Source organism: Microcoleus sp. CAWBG27, from assembly GCF_020883145.1.
Lineage (GTDB): Bacteria > Cyanobacteriota > Cyanobacteriia > Cyanobacteriales > Microcoleaceae > Microcoleus.
Genome location: NZ_JAHREU010000011.1, coordinates 92,648 through 111,165, shown reverse-complemented (window position 1 = coordinate 111,165; position 18,518 = coordinate 92,648). Strand labels below are relative to the sequence as shown.

The following is an 18,518-nucleotide window of genomic DNA, read 5'->3' as shown; positions in this document are numbered from 1 at the left end:
GTTTCTATATTTTCGATTGTGTTGAATGTAATCTGTAAGATTTGCGTTACATACAGAATTGTTTTTTTGAACCGCAGAGGGCGCAGAGAACGCAGAGAGGAAGAGAAGAGAGAAGAAATGTTTCAGAATTTGATTTGTAGTGAGGAATTCAAGTCGGCATCAGACTAGAATAAAATAAAGATTTTTTTTGGATAATCGTTTGTAGTGAGCATTTTGACCCGCAAAAAGAAGGACTGAAGTCCTCACTACAAACCTTTTTTAGATGACAATAATAGATTGTGCGTTGGGAAGGAAAAAATGAAAAATGTTTTTATATTTTCGATTGTGTTAAATGTAGTTTTGCTATCTATTATTTTGATTTACGCAGGGAAGCGGGGCTATTTGGGCAGAACTTTGGTAATGGCGAATGCAAATTATCTGGAATTGCCGACGGATACGCTGAGTTCTCAGTCTTGGTGGCAAGATGAGGTAAAGTATCAAGTTGCTGTGACTCGGAACGCGCATATCAAAACTTGTTTTTTGGGAGATTCGATCACTTCGATGCTGGGGAATAATCTGGGTGACAATTCTTTCAATTTTGCGATCGGCGGCATGAGTGCGATTTCTCAGTTGGAACAGCTTAAGTTTTTAACGGCTGTTCGAGTTAAGTGCGATCGCGCGATTGTTGCTCTAGGAACGAATGATGCTATTTACAAAACTATGGACGGACAATTTGTCCAAAATATGCGCCAAATAATTAGCACTGTTAAAAAAGATATGGGGGGCGAAACAGGTGATTTTGTTGCCAGCTTTTTATTCGACTGTTGAGGCCAGCCGCGATATTACTGTTGCTGCTCCGATTCCGAGAGTCGATAAGTTTAATCAGTTGCTCCGCCCGGTTGCTGCTGCTGAAAATTTATCAATTGATGAAGCTGGCTTGCAGCCGTTATTTGAAGGTAAAGCTTTGAAGGCTACTTTGACTTCGGATGGCGTTCACCTTAATGCTGATGGGAAAAAAATCTATCGTGAAGCTTTATTAAAAATAGTGGCTTTTTTAGATAAAAAGGATTAACAGGATGGTCATCGTTAAATTTCGTTAAATTCTATTGCAAAGCTATCTCGAATATCGCTGAACTTGGGTTCATCGCGCATACTGAAAGAATCCACCATACACCAATTCTTGCTTAAGGAAATCTGTAAAAATGGATGGCGATAAATGCCAAAAATCGGGTTGTACGGGAACGATCGAAGATGGCTATTGTGATGTCTGCGGCATGGCGGCCGTCAAAACCGCTGAACGGCTGCTCTCCTCCCCTCTCCCCACTGCATCGAACGCAAGCGTATCCAGAACTAACTCACCCACAGCCAGTACGCCGACGGGTTCATCCTCCCCAAGCAGCCGCAGTTCCCGGCGCACGGGTAGCACCTCTAGAAGCAGCCGCAAACAATTAGGTGCGGGATTGGTGTCGATTCCGGAACTTCCTTCCACTGAACCGGAAAAGGCGCTGCTTGCAGAAGCCGTCGTCCCGGAAAACAAACGCTTCTGTTCCAGTTGCAACAACGCTTTAAGTCGGGAAAGAGGGTTTTGTCCGAAGTGCGGCCATAAGTATTCCTTCGTTCCCAGCCTCAAACCGGGCGATCGCGTCATTAACCAGTACGAAGTCAAAGGTGCGATCGCCTATGGGGGACTCGGCTGGATCTATTTGGGATTTGATAGGAGTCTGTCGCGCTACGTCGTTCTTAAAGGGTTGCTCAACACGGAGGATGAAGCCAGCGCCGCCGTTGCTGTAGCCGAACGCCAATTCCTCGCCTCTGTCAAACACGCCAACATCGTTGGGATTTACAACTTCGTCAATCACCTCAACGAAGGCTTCATCATTATGGAGTACGTTGGAGGTCAGACGCTCAAGGAGATTCGCAAGACGCGCGGAGTGTTACCCGTTGCTGAAGCGATCGCCTACATTCACCGCATTCTCGGCGCTTTTGCCTACCTGCACGCTCAAGGTTTAGTTTATTGCGACTTCAAACCGGATAATGTCATGCTCGAAAGCAATGACGTGAAACTGATCGATATGGGTGGGGTGCGGCGCATTGACGACTTAGATGGGGACATTTACGGAACGGTGGGGTACAGCGCACCGGAAGCAGGAGAAGGGCCCACCATCGTCTCGGATTTATTCACGATCGCCCGCACCCTCGCCGTCTTGGTGACGAACATTTCGGGCTTCAGCAAACAACACCAGTACAAGTTACCCAGTCCGCAAGAAGAGCCCCTATTTGCCCACCAAGAATCCCTCTATCGCTTCTTGCTCAAAGCCACGGCGTACAACGCTGACGATCGCTTCCAGTCGGCGGAGGAAATGGCCGATCGATTGTTGGGCGTGTTGCGGGAAGTGGTGGCGCTGGAAACAAATACGCCGCATCCGGCTGCCAGTACCCTGTTTGGCTCGGATATGCTCGCGCTGACGGCATCTTCAGACTTGGAACCGATTGGCGCGGACTTCCGACAGTTGCCCGTACCGACGATGGATAGCAACGATCCAGCTTTTAACGCCGTATTGAATGCCCAAGCGATCGCCGATCCCATACAACGTCAGGTGAATTTGGAGCAGGTGGTGCAGCAGTATCCCAACTCTCGCGAAGCCTTACTCCGACTGGCTGACAGTGCGATCGAGATTCGCCGCTATCCAGCCGCCGAAACGGCACTAACGCAAGCCGAACAACTCGATGTTTGGGATTGGCGGGTGCGTTGGTATCGCGGTAGGTTGCTGCTGGCGCGGGGTCAGGCAAAACCGGCACAGGAACAGTTCGATCGCGTTTACTCGGAACTGCCGGGGGAACTGGCTCCCCAACTGGGATTGGCGCTGGCGGCGGAATTGGCAGGCGATCGCAAGCAGGCAATTAAGCTTTACGATCGCGTGTGTCGGACTGACCCCAGTTACGTTAGCGCGACGTTTGGCTTGGCCAGGTGTTTGAGTGCCACAGGCGATCGTCAGGCGGCGGTGGAGGCGTTGCGACGAGTGCCGCCAACCTCGAATTTGTCGGTGCGATCGCGGGTGGAAACGGCGCGGATGCTGATCGATCCAAAACATACCGCACCAGGAGCCAAGGAGTTGAGCCTAGCAGCCACGACGCTCGAAGCCTTAACGCTCGAAGGCATCGAGCGGCACCGCTTGACGAAACAGCTTTTAGAAACGGCCCTAGGATCGATCGCTTCAAAAGCGATTCAGCCATCGGCGATCGTCCTTTTGGGTCATCAACTGCAAGAAGTAGAGCTGAGAAAAGGGTTAGAAAAAGCCTTGCGCGCCATGGCACATTTATCCACGGGAGCGGAAAAGATTCGTTTGGTTGATGAGGCGAATCGCGTGCGTCCGAGAACATGGTTGTAGGAGAGGAAAGCGAATGGAATTCATATCAAATCCGTTAGCATCGTCCTGTATTAATCTCTCTCTTCTCTTCCTTTGCGTCCTTTGCGCCTTCGCGGTTAAATCATTCTGATGCAACCGGAAACGATATCACTCCTACAGAAACGAAGTCCGAGTTCAGAGGGACTCAGGAATTTTTAACCTGTGCAGGCAGGTTTTACTCCTGTAGTCGCGGTTTGAACCGCCATATTTTCTTGTTACTCATGCTTTTTTAAGACCCAAACTATGCAATGTCCCAACTGTGAAGCTGTAGTTCAAACAGACGATCGCTTTTGCGAAGAATGCGGTACGCCACTGGTCAATGCACCCGTCAATGTTACTGAAAATTCTACAAAACTATGCAATAAATGCGGCGCGGCACCAGAGGCGATCGATGCCGATGGATACTGTTCGGTTTGCGGGTTTAAGAATGAACGCCGGCAAGTCCGAGAAACCGATCGCATGGAAGTGAATCTTCAGCCTAATTTTGCGGGAGTGAGCGATCGGGGATTGAGACACGAACGCAATGAAGATTACTTGGCTTGTGCGGTAATAGAAAGCAGCAACACTTATATTGCGATCGCCTGCGATGGGGTGTCGAGTTCTCAGTTTCCCGAATTGGCATCAAAAGCAGCGGCAGAAGGTGCCAGAGATGCCGTTGTCACTGCTCTGCAACAACATCTCCCTCCAGAAACAGCTCTCCAACACGGAATCGCTGCCGCACTCAATGAAGTCTGTGTTATTCCTCATAGAAGTTTGAATCAAGATGCACCTTCGACGACGATTGTAGCCGCAGTCGTCCAAAATTCGATCGCGACAATTGCTTGGTTGGGAGATAGTCGCGCCTACTGGATCGATCGGGAAAATCCCCAACTGCTGACGCGAGATGATTCTTGGTTTAACGAAATAGTTACATCGGGACAAATGAGCGCAGCCGAAGCTAGCAAGTCCGATAAAGCTCATGCCATTACGCGCTGGCTGGGTGTGGATGCTAAAAATGATGCGATTCCTTCGATGGTGCAGTTTCCGATTCCCGGCTCTGGATATTTGTTACTTTGTACGGATGGATTGTGGAATTATGCACCCGACGCTCCACAACTCGCCGATCTTGTCAAGGGCAATGCTTCAGAAGATGCGATCGGCATGGGGCGCCATCTCGTAGAATTTGCTCGCTCTTGTGGCGGTCGAGATAACATTACTGTCACTCTGTTAATCGTTTGAGGATAATATTATATGAAGGAAGAAGGAAGTTCTGCTGCGGCAGCAGTGTACGGGATGTAAATAAGATATTGCAACGTTCTGCATTAACCTGTAGGGGCAGGTTCGCCAACCATATCTAATGAGTACCAACAATCTTAATAAACCTGCCCCCACCCAACGAGAGATTCACGATCGCCCTTTTTGATAAAATTGGGGAATGTGCGATCGCAATTCTATCGCTGAGTGACGACAAACCGGGTTTATACGAATAATGTCTGCTGAGTACGAAGCATATAAAAAGAAACCCGGTTTCTGAGATTGTGCGATCGAATTTCTGTCAACCTACACTCTAATCTCTTTTCTCAATCTGTAAATTAGCATCATTTTTACTGAAACAAAGCATCGATCGCATTTACTCAAAATTTACTCAACAACTCAAAAACTATGTCTACCCAATTCCAAGCCGAAGTCTTCCAAAATCCCTACCTGCATCAAGGTTCCAGAGAAGTCAATGCCATTATGACCGTCACCGTCCGTGGGGACGAAACCATCGGCATCGCACCTCAAACAGGAGGCAAACTCTTCGGGATTATCTGCGATATTTCCGGTTCGATGCAGGGCGCAAAAATCCACGCCGCCAAAAATGCGATGATTAAACTCGTGCAGTTAATTCCGGCGGATACCTCCTTTTTTATCGTGGTAGGTTCCACTCGCGCCCAGGTAATTTTTCCCACTTCCCCAGCCACAGCAGAAAACAAAGCCCGCGCCATTTCGCAAATTAAAGAAGTCCAAGCCAGTGGCGGTACATTAATTTCCCAATGGCTTGAAGCTGCACTAACGCAGTTCAAACAGATGCCCAATGCCGTCAGACAAGCCCTATTGCTTACCGACGGGCAGAACGATGATTCCGACCAAAAACGCCTGGAAAACGTGTTGCAAGCGTGCGAAGGTGTATTCCAGTGCGATTGTCGGGGGGTGGGAACCGACTGGCGCGTCAAGCAGCTTCAGTTCATTGCCAACAGGCTACTCGGAACCACCGATATCATCCCCAACGCGGTGCAAATAGAAGCGGATTTCCAAACCATTCTCGCCCAAGCAATGACTAAAACGGTGAGTGATGTCGCCTTGCGTTTGTGGACTCCCCAAGGGGCAAAGGTGCGATTCTGCAAGCAAGTTAGTCCCGAAATTGTCGATTTGACCGATCGCGCTCAATCTATTAAACCGCAAGTTTGCGACTATCAGACAGGGGCTTGGGGAACGGCTGAATCGCGCGATTACCACTTCTGCATTGAGGTTAATCCCGGAAATGTGGGAGATGAGATGCTGGCGGGACGGGCGAGTTTAATTTACACCGCTGATGGGGTGGAAACAAAAATTACCGAGGCGCGGATTCTAGCGGTGTGGACGGATGACGAACAGAAATCTACGAAAATCGATCGGCGAGTGGCACACTACACCGGGCAAGCTGAACTCGCGCAAACCATTCAGGAAGGACTCGAAGCCCGCGATAAAGGTGATGTAGAGGCGGCAACGGCTAAGCTGGGAAGGGCTGTCAAACTCGCCCATGACTCTGGTAATGAGGCGACGGCGAAACTGCTGCGCCAGGTGGTGGAGGTGGAAGATGCACCCACGGGAACAGTTCGTTTGAAGCGGAATGTGGCGAAGGAAGACGAAATGGCATTGGAAACTCGATCGACTAAAACGGCACGAATTTCGAGAAATTAGCCATCCCAAATCTATAGCAGTTAACAGTTGACAGTTGACAGTTGACAGTTGACAGTTACATAGTACGAGCATCTAACCGTTTCTGCTCAAGGGTATTAGGATCTATTTATGACATTATTTATGTCTCGATACGGTTCAGTTAAGATTGTCATTGCGAGGAACGAAGCAAACAAGAGTGTCTATTTTTCATTAGTTTTCCCTGTGAGAATCTCCGATCGCGATCGTATTGATTTATGTCCTAACCTATCTGGCGGTTGCTATACAATCCAAAATCTGCAATCCAAAATCCAAAATCCAAAATCGTATAAATAATTATGTCAGTCTATCAGTGTCCAAAAGGTCACGAATCGATCGAATCCGATTATTGTTCGGAATGCGGCGCGAAGATTAATGGAGGTGCTGCTGTCGAAGCCAAAAGTCCGCCCGTTCGAGTTGCCACAGCTACCATTAACTGTCCCGATTGCGCGACTCCCCACGAGGAAGATAGCGGCAACTTCTGCGAAATTTGTGGCTATAACTTCGTCACCGGTGCGAGTGGAGAAATTCCAATTCCCAAAGTGATCGCTTCGCAAATCGCCTCTTCTAACCCGGATGCGGGTACTATAAATGCGGGCGCAACCCGTGTTTCCGCGACATCTACCTCACCCACAGCTACAGGCACTCCCAAACTCCTCATCACAGTCGATCGCACTTTGGGCTGCGAAGGTAGCCCGGAACCGCCCGCGTTTGCACCCCTAACTTTCCCTCTGGAACAACCCAGTACCCTCATCGGACGCACTAGCGATGTCCGCGCCATTTATCCAGATCTCGCCCTCGATTTGGACGATGCCATTTCCCACCGCCACGCCGTCATTCACCGCCAACCAGATGGGGCATTAATCCTGCGCGATATCGGTTCTACCAACGGTACGTTTCTCAATGGAATTGAAGTTGTGCCGATGACAGATATTAGTTTGAAAAATCGGGATGAAATTACATTAGGACATTGGACAAAGCTGACTGTTAATGTTACTCAGTCTTAACTAGCAGGCAAATCGGTGATAGAGATAAACCGCCCCACCACTGACAAATTATATCATGTCCGATAGATTGCCAGAATAACAAAAACGGTTCGTAGTGCGGACTTAAGTCCGCATCTTTTGACCACTTACCAATTACAAAATCTATGAGCCAAATTACTAGCAATTCTCATTCAAGAAAAAAGCCCAGTTCGATCGCAAATTGGCAAACCAAATTCACCACCCCTCAGATTCACGGTTCGTAGTGCGGACTTAAGTCCGCATCTTTTGACCACTTACCAATTACAAAATCTATGAGCCAAATTACTAGCAATTCTCATTCAAGAAAAAAGCCCAGTTCGATCGCAAATTGGCAAACCAAATTCACCACCCCTCAGATTCACGGTTCGTAGTGCGGACTTAAGTCCGCATCTTTTGACCACTTACCAATTACAAAATCTATGAGCCAAATTACTAGCAATTCTCATTCAAGAAAAAAACCAAGTTCGATCGCAAATTGGCAAACCAAATTCACCACCCCTCAGATTCTGCGATGGGGATTGTACCTGGTGTGGGGAGTCAGCCTTTTAGCCTTGGGGACTGCCAATCAAGCAGTGAAAATGCAGCGCGATGCGATCGAAACCATCGGCAAAAATACCGCACCCAGCGTCTTAACTGCCCAGCGAATTAAAGATAGCCTCGCCGATTTGGATGCCAATGCTGCTAACGAATTGCTCGTCAAACCGGGCGAGAATCCTGAAGCAGTTAAAGAGTATCGGAAACGGCAAGAAAAACTGTCTAAACTCCTAGCTTTAGCGGCGGAGAACATTACGGAGGGGGATGCAGAACGCCAACAGATTCGCACGCTGATCCTATCGTTGGGGGACTACATGACGCAAATCGAACGGGCGCGATTGGCGAATGAACGGGGCGATTCGCGATCGCTTTTGGAGGCGTATCGCAAAGCAGCAAACATTTTGGACTCGATTTTACTGCCTGCTGCCGAACAATTGCAGAAGGTTAACTTAGAGAGTCTGGATCGAGCTTATATCTCACAAAAAGCTCGATCGGCTAACCTCTTGTTTCTCGCAGTTATTGGCAACCTCTTGCCACTTGTCGTATTGGGACTATTACAACTGTTTCTCTACCACCGGATGCGCCGCAATCTCAATCCCTATTTGCTGGGAGCTACCCTATGTGCGATCGTCTTTTTCTTTTATATCACCAATGCACTAAATGCGGCTTCCTATCATCTGAAAGTCGCCAAGGAGGATGCCTTCAACTCGCTTTTACCGTTGCGACAGGCTCGCGCTATTGCCTACAGTGCCAATGCCGATGAAAGCCGCTATTTACTCGATCGAGAATTGGCGCCTCAACACGAACGCAACTTTGTTGAGAAAATGGCAAAAATTGTCGTCATCCCCGGCAATTTAAATTTTGAATCCCTAGCTAAAGAATTCAAGCAATCCAACGTCAAGGATGTCGCGGGCTTTAGTGGATTATTCGCCGAAGAATTTGCCAATATTACCTTTAGTGGAGAGCGAGACGCGGCGGTGGAAATGTTATCGGCATTTGGGGTTTATGTTAACATAGACAAACAGATTCGATCGCTGGCAAATAGCGGCAAAAAAGCTGAAGCGATCGCACTGTGTACGGGCAACGATCGGGGGCAATCTAATTGGGCGTTCCAGCAATTCCTTAAGCAACACCAGGATGTCACCGAAATTAATTTTACAGCGTTTACGACTAATCTCGATCGAGGGTTCCAAAGTGTGGGGTACGTGCCAGATAAATCTAAGCAATCAAGTGATGATATTTTGCAGGGGGCTATGCTCGATCGAGCGTTTAAAAATACGTACCAAGTTGAGATATTCAGTCTGGGGTTAATTAGTGCGATCGCTATTTTAACGTTTTTGGGACTCAATTTGCGTTTGAAGGAATATTCTTGATATTCCAGCGAGTTGGTTATCGAAAATCATGCACCAATGTCAATTGAATGCAGTGCGATCGCTCGCCAAAGAGCTCGCGATTATTGTAGATATTGTAGGGTGCGTCAGCCATTAGCCTAATTTTTAGATCTACCGTGTACACACAACTTGCCAAAACCTGGCTGTGTCTGACACAACCCTTAGTCGGCAAGGTTTTTAGACAATCGAGATCGTTATCAATAGTTTTAAATTATTGATAATGGGTGACGGGAAATCAAGGATTAAAAAAATAAATTTCCGTTTTTTTTGGGTCAATTGATTTCCAACTCGACTTGTGTGTACACCGTAGAATTTTTAGATGGGGAGCCAAGAGAAGTGGCTGACGCACCCTACTACGACATATCAGACTGTCAAAATAAATGTTTTTTGCAAACATGAAATTCTTCCTATTGATAATGGTGCAAGATGTCAGTTATATCAAGTCCGGTCGATTACCATAACAAAAACCGTTCGTAGTGTGGACTTTAGTCCGCAACATACTGCGGACTAAAGTCCACACTACGAACCTAACTTATTGCGGTCAATCGATCGTATACGATATTATATCGACTTAAAAGAACGATTCAATACCTTTTCATACTCACTGACAAGCTGGATTGCTTGCTCTAAAGGAGTGGGTCGAGTATATAATAAGTCCTTAGCTTGTTGGGCAATTTGACTCAAATATTCGTTTTCTGCCATCCCTTTGGCTAATGCTTTAGCTTGCAGTGCCTGGAGTCGTCCTCGCAATTCTTGACGCATTTCTAGGGCAGTTTGATTGTCTGTACAAGCTTGCTGTTGAGCGGATAAATATTCTTGCGTTCTGATATGCCAATTATGTAAACCAATCTTAACAGGTTGCAATATGCCTTCTTTAAATTTAATTTCTAGCCGAGCAAGCCACTGATTTAAAGCTTCAATTTGTTCATTTGTTAAAGGCTGCGATCGTGTTGCAGTTTCTGTTATTTTTTCCTGATACTCTGCAAAAATAGTTTGATGTTGCTGATTTAAATGAATTAAGTTTTGCAGAAGTTGATGCGCTTGAAATAATTCTTGTTTAACCGATGCTTTTTCCCGAGCGATTTCTTCTAAATACTGTCTCGCTCGAATGATAATTGGTTCAATTTCTCGCTCGAACTCATCGCTGACACCTAAAGGATCGCAGATAATGCGATCGCCAAAATCGAGCAACTTTTGCTGGGCAACTGCTAGTTCATTACTCGTCCGAACACCGAGAGAGTCAGCTAAAGCTTGGATCGATCGCATTTCAGTTTGGGATCGCGTCAGTTGTGCTGCTAAATGCGATTGTGCCGTCTCCACTGCGACAACCACATCCTTCGCGACTTGAAAAGCAGCAGTCATCACTTCCAGTAATTTCGCAGGTGCAATTGCATTTTGGGTTTGGGCTGCACTTAGCAAGTCTCGCTGTGCTAGAGGAATTTGTTGTTCGCCAAGTTGAATCGAATTTCCCGTTAAAAGATATTCAATTTCACGCAGTTGAGATTCTGCACTGGAACTCAAAAACTTAGGAACTTGCTTGCGGAGTATCACAGCGCGATCGATCGTTTTCACTAACAAATCAAAATTCTGAAAGAGGTCATTCATCGCACTGAGTGCGGGAACAACCTTTGCTTTTGTTTTGCCAGTCAACTCAACGTCAGACGGCATTGCAGTCAGTTGTTGATAAGTTGGCAATCCATGCAAGTCAATCAGATTTTGACTGATGCGATCGAGATTCTGTTTCCACTGGGCTAGCAGGCGATCGATTTGTTCTACATTCACGGTTACAATTTCGATTATCTATATTTGTGCAGTAGATTACCATTTTATCAATTTAAACTCTAAATTAAAGTATTGTCTCTATCTAAATGAGTCCAGATGTATTCCCGAAGCTGAATTTCAGGGTAAAATAGGAGTCTCTGCCATCTTCGATCGAACTCGCATTCGGGTGCATCTGGGTTTTGTCAAAAGCATTTTTTCTTTGAGTGCGAGCTGTCGCGAACTTGCGTATTGTACAATATGCGAGTTCTTAAGCTCCCACTATAATAATGTAAAACTGAGATGCTCCAGATCGAACTCGCATTCTGCCATTCATAGGTTATTCGCGGGATGCCTAAGCTGTTGCGGCATTTAAATTGTATCTTTCGATGACTGTGGAGAATTCTATGTTCCTCTGCCCTTCTCCCTCGCTCCCTCTCAATCAGGATATACAATTTAAATAGGCGAGAGGCAATCTCGCACGATGTTTATTAAAAAATTAATCAATCATAAATATGAATTTGACGATCGCCAGACAACTCTTTTATCAAGAAATTAATCAGCCAGACGCTGCGATCGATCTGGCGAAAGCTGCGCTGTACATGGCTTTGGAAGAATACCCAAATTTTGAGCCTCTGGATTATCTCAGCGCGCTTGACACGATCGCCGATCGAGTGCGTTTGCGCCTCCCGCCACAGAATTATCCACTGCGGATCATTCAAACTATTAACCGCTATTTGTATGACGATTTGGAATTCTCAGGCAATAATGCTGATTATTACGACCCCCGCAATAGCTTTTTGAATCAAGTGATCGATCGCCGCACTGGTATTCCCATCTCTTTATCTTTGGTTTATTTGGAGGTTGCTAAGCGGATTGATTTTCCGATGGTGGGGATTGGGATGCCGGGACATTTTTTGATTAGGCCGAATTTTGAGGATGCTGGGATTTTTGTGGATGCCTTTAATGGCGGTGAGATACTATTTCCTGAAGATTGTCAAGGGAGACTTAGTCAAATTTACGGTCAACCTATGGAGTTGCAGCCGGCTTTTCTCGCGCCAGTAAGTCCGCGGCAGTTATTGGGGCGAATGCTGGGAAATCTGAAGGCGATTTACTTCCAACAGGGTGACGCTATGAGGTTTCTGGCGGCGATCGATCGGCTTTTGCTGCTGTTTCCTGATGCACTGGGGGAAAGGCGCGATCGCGGAATTCTCTATTATCAACTGGGGCGCTTGGCCGAGGCGCGGCACGATTTGGAATTATACCTGACAAATGCTCCGAATGCTGAGGATGCTGCTAGAATTCGCCTATTGCTCGAAAGGCTCGACCAAAACTAAACTTAAATTTGCGATCGCTAGTCAAGCTTGCAGCTATTGGCTCGCACAATATCACAGGTGAAACCGACAATCTATATACTCGCGGGGCGATCGCCAAATCTCGCTTTTATAAGTTTTGCAAAGGTATATAAAATTGTCAAAAGTCGGAGTATAACATATAAAATGTCAATTAACACCTATCTTTTGATAGGTTCAATTTGACAGACATGACTGTAAAATGACTAGGTCATTTACCCGAAAAAATAGGTTTAAAGCCCCAAGCCCGATCGGGAGAAATTAAAAACAGATGATTAATTACTCCAATCCTCGGACTTCCAGGTAGAGAGAGGTCGCTGTCAAGCAGTCAACTGTCAAGCAGTCAACTGAATGAAGGAACACCTGAGTCCACTTTCCCGACTGATACCTGGGCATTCGATCGAACGAAAAAGTATTTTGACGTAAAGAGGCATAAACTCATGAACTTTAAGTTTCAACAAGGTTATCTCAACGGAATGCAACCGCAGTCAGCCCATTTAGCCAAAAGAATCTCAAAGTCTTTATCATTAGGTTTGGCGCTTTTGGTGGGAACAAGTACAGTATTGCTGAGCAGTGGCAAAGCCTTTGCATTAGACAAAGTTACTGTAAAATACGGTGCTGTTGACGTAACTTTACCCATGAGCGATTTGCAAAGCTTTGCACAAACCGGCAAACCATCATCTCAATTGCAAAGCGTTTTGAGTCTTGCGAAACAAACTCCCGAATCGGTGCGCGAAATATTAACGCGAGAAGTGGCTTTAGATCCCCAAATAGTCTCGCGGCTGGCAAATACTTATTTTGGGGAAATTGTTTTCAAACAATTGGGCGAAGTTGCTTATACCCCGGCTACAAAGGCACAAAGCGCGCCGGCACTGCGCGATGCTTTAGTCGCAGCTTCCAAAGATGGCAAAATATCGCTGATGGAAGTGATGCAAAATTACACTCCTCCTGCGTTAGAAGTTGATGGCAATCAAGCGATGGCTATCTACCAGCGAGTGATTAAAGATGTCCAAGATTTGCAAGCTATGTATCAGAATTCCCCGGGTTTGCAAAGTACGGCTGGTCAAGCAAGACAAATGATTTGTCAGCCCAACTCATCATCGGGGGCTGGGAAGTAAATCATTTTGCTCTGGATTGGGAATTAGTAATTGGTAATTGGGGATTGCGGATTTTGCTTCACCCATTCCCAATTACCGATTACCAATTATCAATTACCGATGTCCGATGCCCGATGCCCGATGCCCGATGCCCTAGCCAATTTGTTGAGATAATTGCTCGGCTACCCGTTTGAGCCGGCGCAGTTGGCTTTTCATATCTTTTTGCGTCCAAGGGGCTGCAAAGCGATTGAATCCAAATCTAATTAAAGGATTGGGAATTTGAAATTCAAAGCGGTTAATCAAGAGAGTCCCTTGGATTTGGGGCTGGCATTCCCAGCGATCGCATCCTTTGAAATATCCGTCGAACCCCCATACAATTAAACCGGGTTGTCGCTCCAACACAACACTCTCTAAAGTGGGTTGCAAAACGGGAATTTTTATGATAAATAAACTGCGACTTCCTACAGCAGTATCCCATTCGCCCTCGGGATCGCAACGCAGCAGCGGATTGAGCCATTTGTGCATTAAAGTGCGATCGACTATACAACGCTCCACCAACGTAGCAGCAGCGCGAATTTCAATGGATTGCTCGAAAACTTGACGAATAGACATGGAAACCTGCAACAAGGAGGGTATTGTAAGACTTTGCTTACTAAGAGAGTTATTTACTTAGTTATAACGTCAATTTTTGCATAAAGTAAAACATTGACACACTCCTAAATACAGTGTATCATCGGGAAATAACAGTATATATACCAAATTATGCAGTTAGTTGAAAAGCACGTCATCAAACCAAGTTATAGGTTTTATCGAGAAGCCGATCGACTTTCATGGCTGTACAAAAATCTTTACAACTGCGCTAACTACATTTACTGTCAAAACTTTTTCGCTAACGAACAAACAAACCATTGGGCTGCCGATCGCGCGTTCAAAACCACTTCAGATTACAAAGCACTTCCGGCAAAGGTAGCAAAAAGCACCCTCGGTTTACTCCTCAAAGCATGGACTAGATATCATGTAGCGGTGCGAAACTATCGGGAAGACCCAACTAAATTTAAAGCAGCACCCAAAATCCCTGATTATCAAGATTCAAAAGAGCGAAAAAGAGCAGGCTGGCGCTATGTAGTTGTATTGGATTCTCAAGCTGCCTGCAAAAAAGTCTTAAAAAAAGTATACGCTCATCCCTCTGGGACTAATATTTGGTTGGCATCAAAAGTTACCTGGATTCTAGAAATCAGGATTGTTCTTAAGGTTGGTTGTTATATTGTCGAGGTCGTTCATAAAAAGTTAGAACAGCCTTTACAAGTTAATCATAGAGTAGCTGCCATAGATTTAGAATTAAACAATCTGGCAACATTAATCTACAATATTGCTGGGTTAGTACCGAAAATCTACGACGGACGGGCACTCAAGTCAACTAACCAATACTGCAATCGGGTTTCATCAACATTGAAATCGTTGCTGCCCGCCACCCAAAAAAACAGTAAAAAAGTCGCCAATTTGTGGCACAAGCGTAACTGCAAAGTGGATTATTACCTCCACATAACGAGTTCCGCAATTATTAAAGAACTCGTCAATCATCAAATTGGCTTGCTGGTTATAGGCGGGAACCAGGATTTGAAAGATGGGATTAATCCTGGCAAGGTTAACCCTCAAAAATTTGCCTGCATTCCGCATCGCCGGCTCGTGCAAATGTTGCAGTACAAAGGACAAATTGCTGAAATTCAAGTTCTGTTAGTAGGGGAGAGTTACACATCTAAGTGTTCTGCCTTGGATTTGGAACCAATTCAACAAAAATCTGAGTACATTGGCTGTAGAGTAAAAAGGGGATTGTTCAGAACCCAAAGCGGACAACTCATAAATGCCGCTGTCAGCGGTTCTTTGAATGAAGATTGGCCCAAAAGCAGTCGGAGATGGATCGATCCCAAATTCGATCGAGGGTTTTGTAGTTAACCCAGTACGCTTTTAAGCGTACAAACATTAAATTTAGGCGAGGTCTAGATTTGGTGGAACTATTCTTAAAGTTTCGTCTTCTCCTGTCAAAATCTGACGTTAACCTGAGAAAAAAATGAATGAAACTTGGCAAGAAATAACTCAACCGATATCGGGGCCAATAGTGGCTTTGTCCGATCGCCTTTTGGCACAGGCCCAGGTAGCCCCGAATCCGCTCTCAGAAGCGGAGCGGGGATTAAACAATCTATTTGCGGGCAAAGACATTGAAAATCTCGTCTGGGCGATCGGGATCCTGCTAATTGGCTTGATCGTATCAGCCCTCGTCTCATCGCTAGTCGGCGGATTGCTCAAGAAAACGACGATCGACAACCGACTGGCTGCTTGGATTACCGGGCGCCCGGAAGGAGAAGGATCTCCGCAAGTGGAAAAAATTATTTCCGCAGCGGTATTCTGGATCATTTTTATCTTTTTCCTAGTTGCCTTTTTCAACCGGCTGAATCTCACGGCTGTCTCGCAACCGCTGAATACTTTTCTCAACCAAATTGCTGGTGCTTTGCCGAAGTTAGCCAAAGCCCTGATTTTCTTGGGGATTGCTTGGGTGGTGGCGACAGTTGCCAAATTGGCTCTATCGCGGGCGATGCGGACTTTTGGCGTAGACGAGCGCTTGAACCAGCAAGTGGGTACTGCACCCACCGAGACTCCTTTGCTACTGAGCGATACTCTGGCGAATGCGCTGTATTGGTTCATTTTTCTGCTGTTTTTGCCGTTGGTTCTCGAATCGCTGGATTTACAGCAGGCTCTGCTGCCGGTGAATAATTTGCTGAACCAAATTTTGGCGGCAATTCCGAAGATTCTGGAAGCTGTGCTGATTGGGTTTGTGGGCTGGCTGCTGGCTCAAGTGGTGCAGCGGATTGTCACGAATCTGCTGGCTGCTGCTGGCGCGGACAGTTTGGGCGCTCGCTTTGGCATTTCCCGGAGCTCCGGCGGACAATCGCTGTCGTGGATTATCGGCACAATTGTCTATGTGTTGATTTTGATTCCTACGGCGATCGCAGCTTTGAACGCTTTGGACATCCAGGCGATTTCCTTGCCGGCGATCGCGATGCTCAATACGATTCTGGGCGCGCTTCCCAACATTTTTACAGCAGCGATAATTCTCGCGGTTGCTTACATTTTGGGGCGCTGGATCGGCGATTTGGTGACGAATATCTTGACGGGAATTGGCTTTAACAATGTCTTTTCTTGGTTGGGAATGCAGCCGAAACAGCCGCTGCAACTACCGTCGTCGAGTTCGACGGATCCCGACGCAACCGTACTTCAGGAACCGGATGTTCCCGCACGCACGCCTTCGCAATTGCTCGGCATTGTGGTGCAGGTAGGCATCATGCTGTTTGCTGTGGTGGCGGCTACCGACGTGCTGAAGATTCCAGCGCTGACTGCGATTGTTAGCGGTATTGTGCTGGTTGCTGGTAGGGTGCTGTCTGGTTTGGTGGTATTTGCGATCGGCTTGTATTTGGCGAATCTGGCGTTTAGTTTGATTGCTAGCTCTGGAACTCGCCAAGCGCGGCTTTTGGGCCAAACGGCTCGAATCGCGGTGATTGCTTTTGTTGGAGCCTTGGCGCTGCAACAGATGGGCATTGGCAGCGATATTGTGAATTTGGCTTTCGGGCTGTTGCTCGGGGCGATCGCCGTTGGGATTGCTCTAGCTTTTGGTTTGGGCGGGCGCGAGATTGCGGCCGACGAACTTCGCGGATGGCTGGCGGCTTTTAAACAAGATAAAACGCCGCGTTTGTAATTCTCCACCCAGAACCCCGACTTCGGATGCGAAGTCGGGGTTTTCAGCGTCTATTGCTCGATCGGCAAAGTATTTTTATTAAATAATTAAATTTCTAGCCTGCTAAAATCGAATTAGCGAGAACAGAGGAGGCTTCAACTGTGACAGTTTTAACTTCTATCGAACAATCAGAAATAGAATATCCCAGCAGCGACGGAGAACCGATGGCGGAAAGTGACATCACGCGCGATTACATGACTTACAGCGTGGAAGCTCTGAAATTTTATTTTGAAACGCGATCGGATGTTTATGTATCCGCAAATTCTTTCGTCTATTACGAACAAGGCAACAAATCAGCAGTAGTTGCCCCTGATGTCTATGTAGTAGTTGGAGTCAGGAAACGCCAAAGAGATACTTATCAAATCTGGAAAGAAGCAGGGATCGCCCCGCAGTTTGTTTTAGAAATAACATCAGAAACAACTCAAGATGTAGACCAACAAACTAAACCAGAAATCTATCAAAGTTTGGGAGTCAAGGAATACTTTCAGTACGATCCGTCTGGGGATTATTTGAATCCGATCTTGCAAGGATTGCGTTTAGTTAACAACCAGTACCAGCCGATTTTGGCACACGAAATTGCTTTTGATACGCTGTGGTTGTATAGCGAAGTATTGGGACTAGAATTGCACATAGTCTCTGGAGAATTAAGGTTTAGAAATCCTCAAACAGGAGAGTTTCTCAAAACTTACCAGCAATCGGAACAAGAACGGCGGGCCGAACATTCTGCACGGCTGGCCGAACATTCTGCACGGCTGGCCGAACATTCTGCACGGCTGGCGGCGGAATCCGCTTTGCGATCGCTCGTTTCTGGACTGTTAAATTCTGGAATGGATTTAGAGCAAGTTGCACAAATGATGAATTTACAAATATCGGAAGTTGAGCGATTAATAGGAAAAAATCAATGAGATTTCCGTAGGACTACGATAGATATATTGTTTGTAGTGCGGACTTCAGTCCGCATATTCAGAGGACTGAAGTCCTCACTACGAACCAAATTACAGTGTTTGTAGTGCGGACTTCAGTCCGCATATTCAGAGGACTGAAGTCCTCACTACGAACCAAATTACAGTGTTTGTAGTGCGGACTTCAGTCCGCATATTCAGAGGACTGAAGTCCTCACTACAAACCAAATTACAGTGTTTGTAGTGCGGACTTCAGTCCGCATATTCAGAGGACTGAAGTCCTCACTACAAACCAAATTACAGTGTTTGTAGTGCGGACTTCAGTCCGCATATTCAGAGGACTGAAGTC

The 18,518-nt window shown here is 46.4% G+C and carries 14 protein-coding genes; 12 read left to right on the top strand and 2 right to left on the bottom strand.

Annotated elements, in window-relative coordinates; translation table 11 throughout:
* The first annotated feature begins 297 nt into the window (after nt 1-297).
* From QZ938_RS09235 to QZ938_RS09205, 7 genes are all read left to right on the top strand, one after another.
* A complete protein-coding gene (locus tag QZ938_RS09235; RefSeq protein ID WP_293348935.1) occupies nt 298-807 on the top strand; it encodes an SGNH/GDSL hydrolase family protein in 510 nt (169 codons plus the stop codon).
* Entirely contained in the window at nt 773-1,051 is a 279-nt protein-coding gene (locus QZ938_RS09230) for a hypothetical protein (RefSeq protein ID WP_293363490.1), read from the top strand. The genes QZ938_RS09235 and QZ938_RS09230 overlap by 35 nt, the downstream gene beginning before the upstream one ends.
* A 130-nt stretch (nt 1,052-1,181) precedes the next feature.
* Nucleotides 1,182-3,368: a serine/threonine-protein kinase gene (locus QZ938_RS09225; RefSeq protein WP_293348929.1), complete on the top strand. Its 2,187-nt coding sequence runs from the start codon at nt 1,182-1,184 to the stop codon at nt 3,366-3,368.
* Between the two features lie 261 nt (nt 3,369-3,629).
* Nucleotides 3,630-4,604 (top strand): protein phosphatase 2C domain-containing protein, encoded by a 975-nt coding sequence (locus tag QZ938_RS09220; RefSeq protein WP_293348926.1) that lies wholly within the window; start codon nt 3,630-3,632, stop codon nt 4,602-4,604.
* A gap of 423 nt (nt 4,605-5,027) precedes the next feature.
* Nucleotides 5,028-6,308 (top strand): VWA domain-containing protein, encoded by a 1,281-nt coding sequence (locus QZ938_RS09215; protein WP_293348923.1) that lies wholly within the window; start codon nt 5,028-5,030, stop codon nt 6,306-6,308.
* Between the two features lie 314 nt (nt 6,309-6,622).
* Complete coding sequence (locus tag QZ938_RS09210; protein WP_293348920.1) at nt 6,623-7,330, top strand: FHA domain-containing protein; 708 nt, start codon at nt 6,623-6,625, stop codon at nt 7,328-7,330.
* A 437-nt stretch (nt 7,331-7,767) separates the two neighbouring features.
* Entirely contained in the window at nt 7,768-9,255 is a 1,488-nt protein-coding gene (locus tag QZ938_RS09205; protein WP_293151141.1) for a hypothetical protein, read from the top strand.
* Nucleotides 9,256-9,834: 579 nt separating this feature from the next.
* Here the strand turns inward: QZ938_RS09205 and QZ938_RS09200 are convergent.
* Nucleotides 9,835-11,055 carry a hypothetical protein gene (locus QZ938_RS09200; RefSeq protein WP_293348917.1) on the bottom strand — a complete coding sequence of 407 codons (1,221 nt, stop codon included), beginning with the start codon at nt 11,053-11,055 and terminating at the stop codon, nt 9,835-9,837.
* Between the two features lie 491 nt (nt 11,056-11,546).
* On the opposite strand from QZ938_RS09200, the gene QZ938_RS09195 reads away from it, so the two are divergent.
* The gene (locus tag QZ938_RS09195; protein ID WP_293348914.1) at nt 11,547-12,368 is read left to right on the top strand and encodes a tetratricopeptide repeat protein; all 822 of its coding nucleotides are present in this window, start codon (nt 11,547-11,549) and stop codon (nt 12,366-12,368) included.
* A gap of 455 nt (nt 12,369-12,823) precedes the next feature.
* On the top strand, nt 12,824-13,501 hold the full coding sequence (locus tag QZ938_RS09190; RefSeq protein ID WP_293151133.1) for an alpha/beta hydrolase: 678 nt from the start codon (nt 12,824-12,826) through the stop codon (nt 13,499-13,501).
* 132 nt (nt 13,502-13,633) lie between these two features.
* Here the strand turns inward: QZ938_RS09190 and QZ938_RS09185 are convergent, their stop codons facing one another.
* Complete coding sequence (locus QZ938_RS09185; RefSeq protein ID WP_293151130.1) at nt 13,634-14,092, bottom strand: SRPBCC family protein; 459 nt, start codon at nt 14,090-14,092, stop codon at nt 13,634-13,636.
* 150 nt (nt 14,093-14,242) lie between these two features.
* Between QZ938_RS09185 and QZ938_RS09180 the strand changes: the two genes are divergently transcribed.
* The 3 genes from QZ938_RS09180 (at nt 14,243) to QZ938_RS09170 (ending at nt 18,172) form a co-directional block, all read left to right on the top strand.
* Nucleotides 14,243-15,433, top strand: coding sequence for a transposase (locus tag QZ938_RS09180; protein ID WP_293348911.1), 1,191 nt, complete (start codon nt 14,243-14,245; stop codon nt 15,431-15,433).
* A gap of 115 nt (nt 15,434-15,548) precedes the next feature.
* Nucleotides 15,549-17,228 carry a mechanosensitive ion channel gene (locus QZ938_RS09175; protein ID WP_293348908.1) on the top strand — a complete coding sequence of 560 codons (1,680 nt, stop codon included), beginning with the start codon at nt 15,549-15,551 and terminating at the stop codon, nt 17,226-17,228.
* Between the two features lie 140 nt (nt 17,229-17,368).
* Complete coding sequence (locus QZ938_RS09170; RefSeq protein ID WP_293348905.1) at nt 17,369-18,172, top strand: Uma2 family endonuclease; 804 nt, start codon at nt 17,369-17,371, stop codon at nt 18,170-18,172.
* Nucleotides 18,173-18,518 lie beyond the last annotated feature (346 nt).

Coding starts and splice junctions, on each gene's coding strand:
- QZ938_RS09215 (WP_293348923.1), top strand. CDS start 5,028: ATGTCTACCCAATTCCAAGCCGAAGTCTTCCAAAATCCCTACCTGCAT.
- QZ938_RS09190 (WP_293151133.1), top strand. CDS start 12,824: ATGAACTTTAAGTTTCAACAAGGTTATCTCAACGGAATGCAACCGCAG.
- QZ938_RS09195 (WP_293348914.1), top strand. CDS start 11,547: ATGAATTTGACGATCGCCAGACAACTCTTTTATCAAGAAATTAATCAG.
- QZ938_RS09205 (WP_293151141.1), top strand. CDS start 7,768: ATGAGCCAAATTACTAGCAATTCTCATTCAAGAAAAAAACCAAGTTCG.
- QZ938_RS09180 (WP_293348911.1), top strand. CDS start 14,243: ATGCAGTTAGTTGAAAAGCACGTCATCAAACCAAGTTATAGGTTTTAT.
- QZ938_RS09225 (WP_293348929.1), top strand. CDS start 1,182: ATGGATGGCGATAAATGCCAAAAATCGGGTTGTACGGGAACGATCGAA.
- QZ938_RS09175 (WP_293348908.1), top strand. CDS start 15,549: ATGAATGAAACTTGGCAAGAAATAACTCAACCGATATCGGGGCCAATA.
- QZ938_RS09210 (WP_293348920.1), top strand. CDS start 6,623: ATGTCAGTCTATCAGTGTCCAAAAGGTCACGAATCGATCGAATCCGAT.
- QZ938_RS09185 (WP_293151130.1), bottom strand. CDS start 14,092: ATGTCTATTCGTCAAGTTTTCGAGCAATCCATTGAAATTCGCGCTGCT.
- QZ938_RS09235 (WP_293348935.1), top strand. CDS start 298: ATGAAAAATGTTTTTATATTTTCGATTGTGTTAAATGTAGTTTTGCTA.
- QZ938_RS09220 (WP_293348926.1), top strand. CDS start 3,630: ATGCAATGTCCCAACTGTGAAGCTGTAGTTCAAACAGACGATCGCTTT.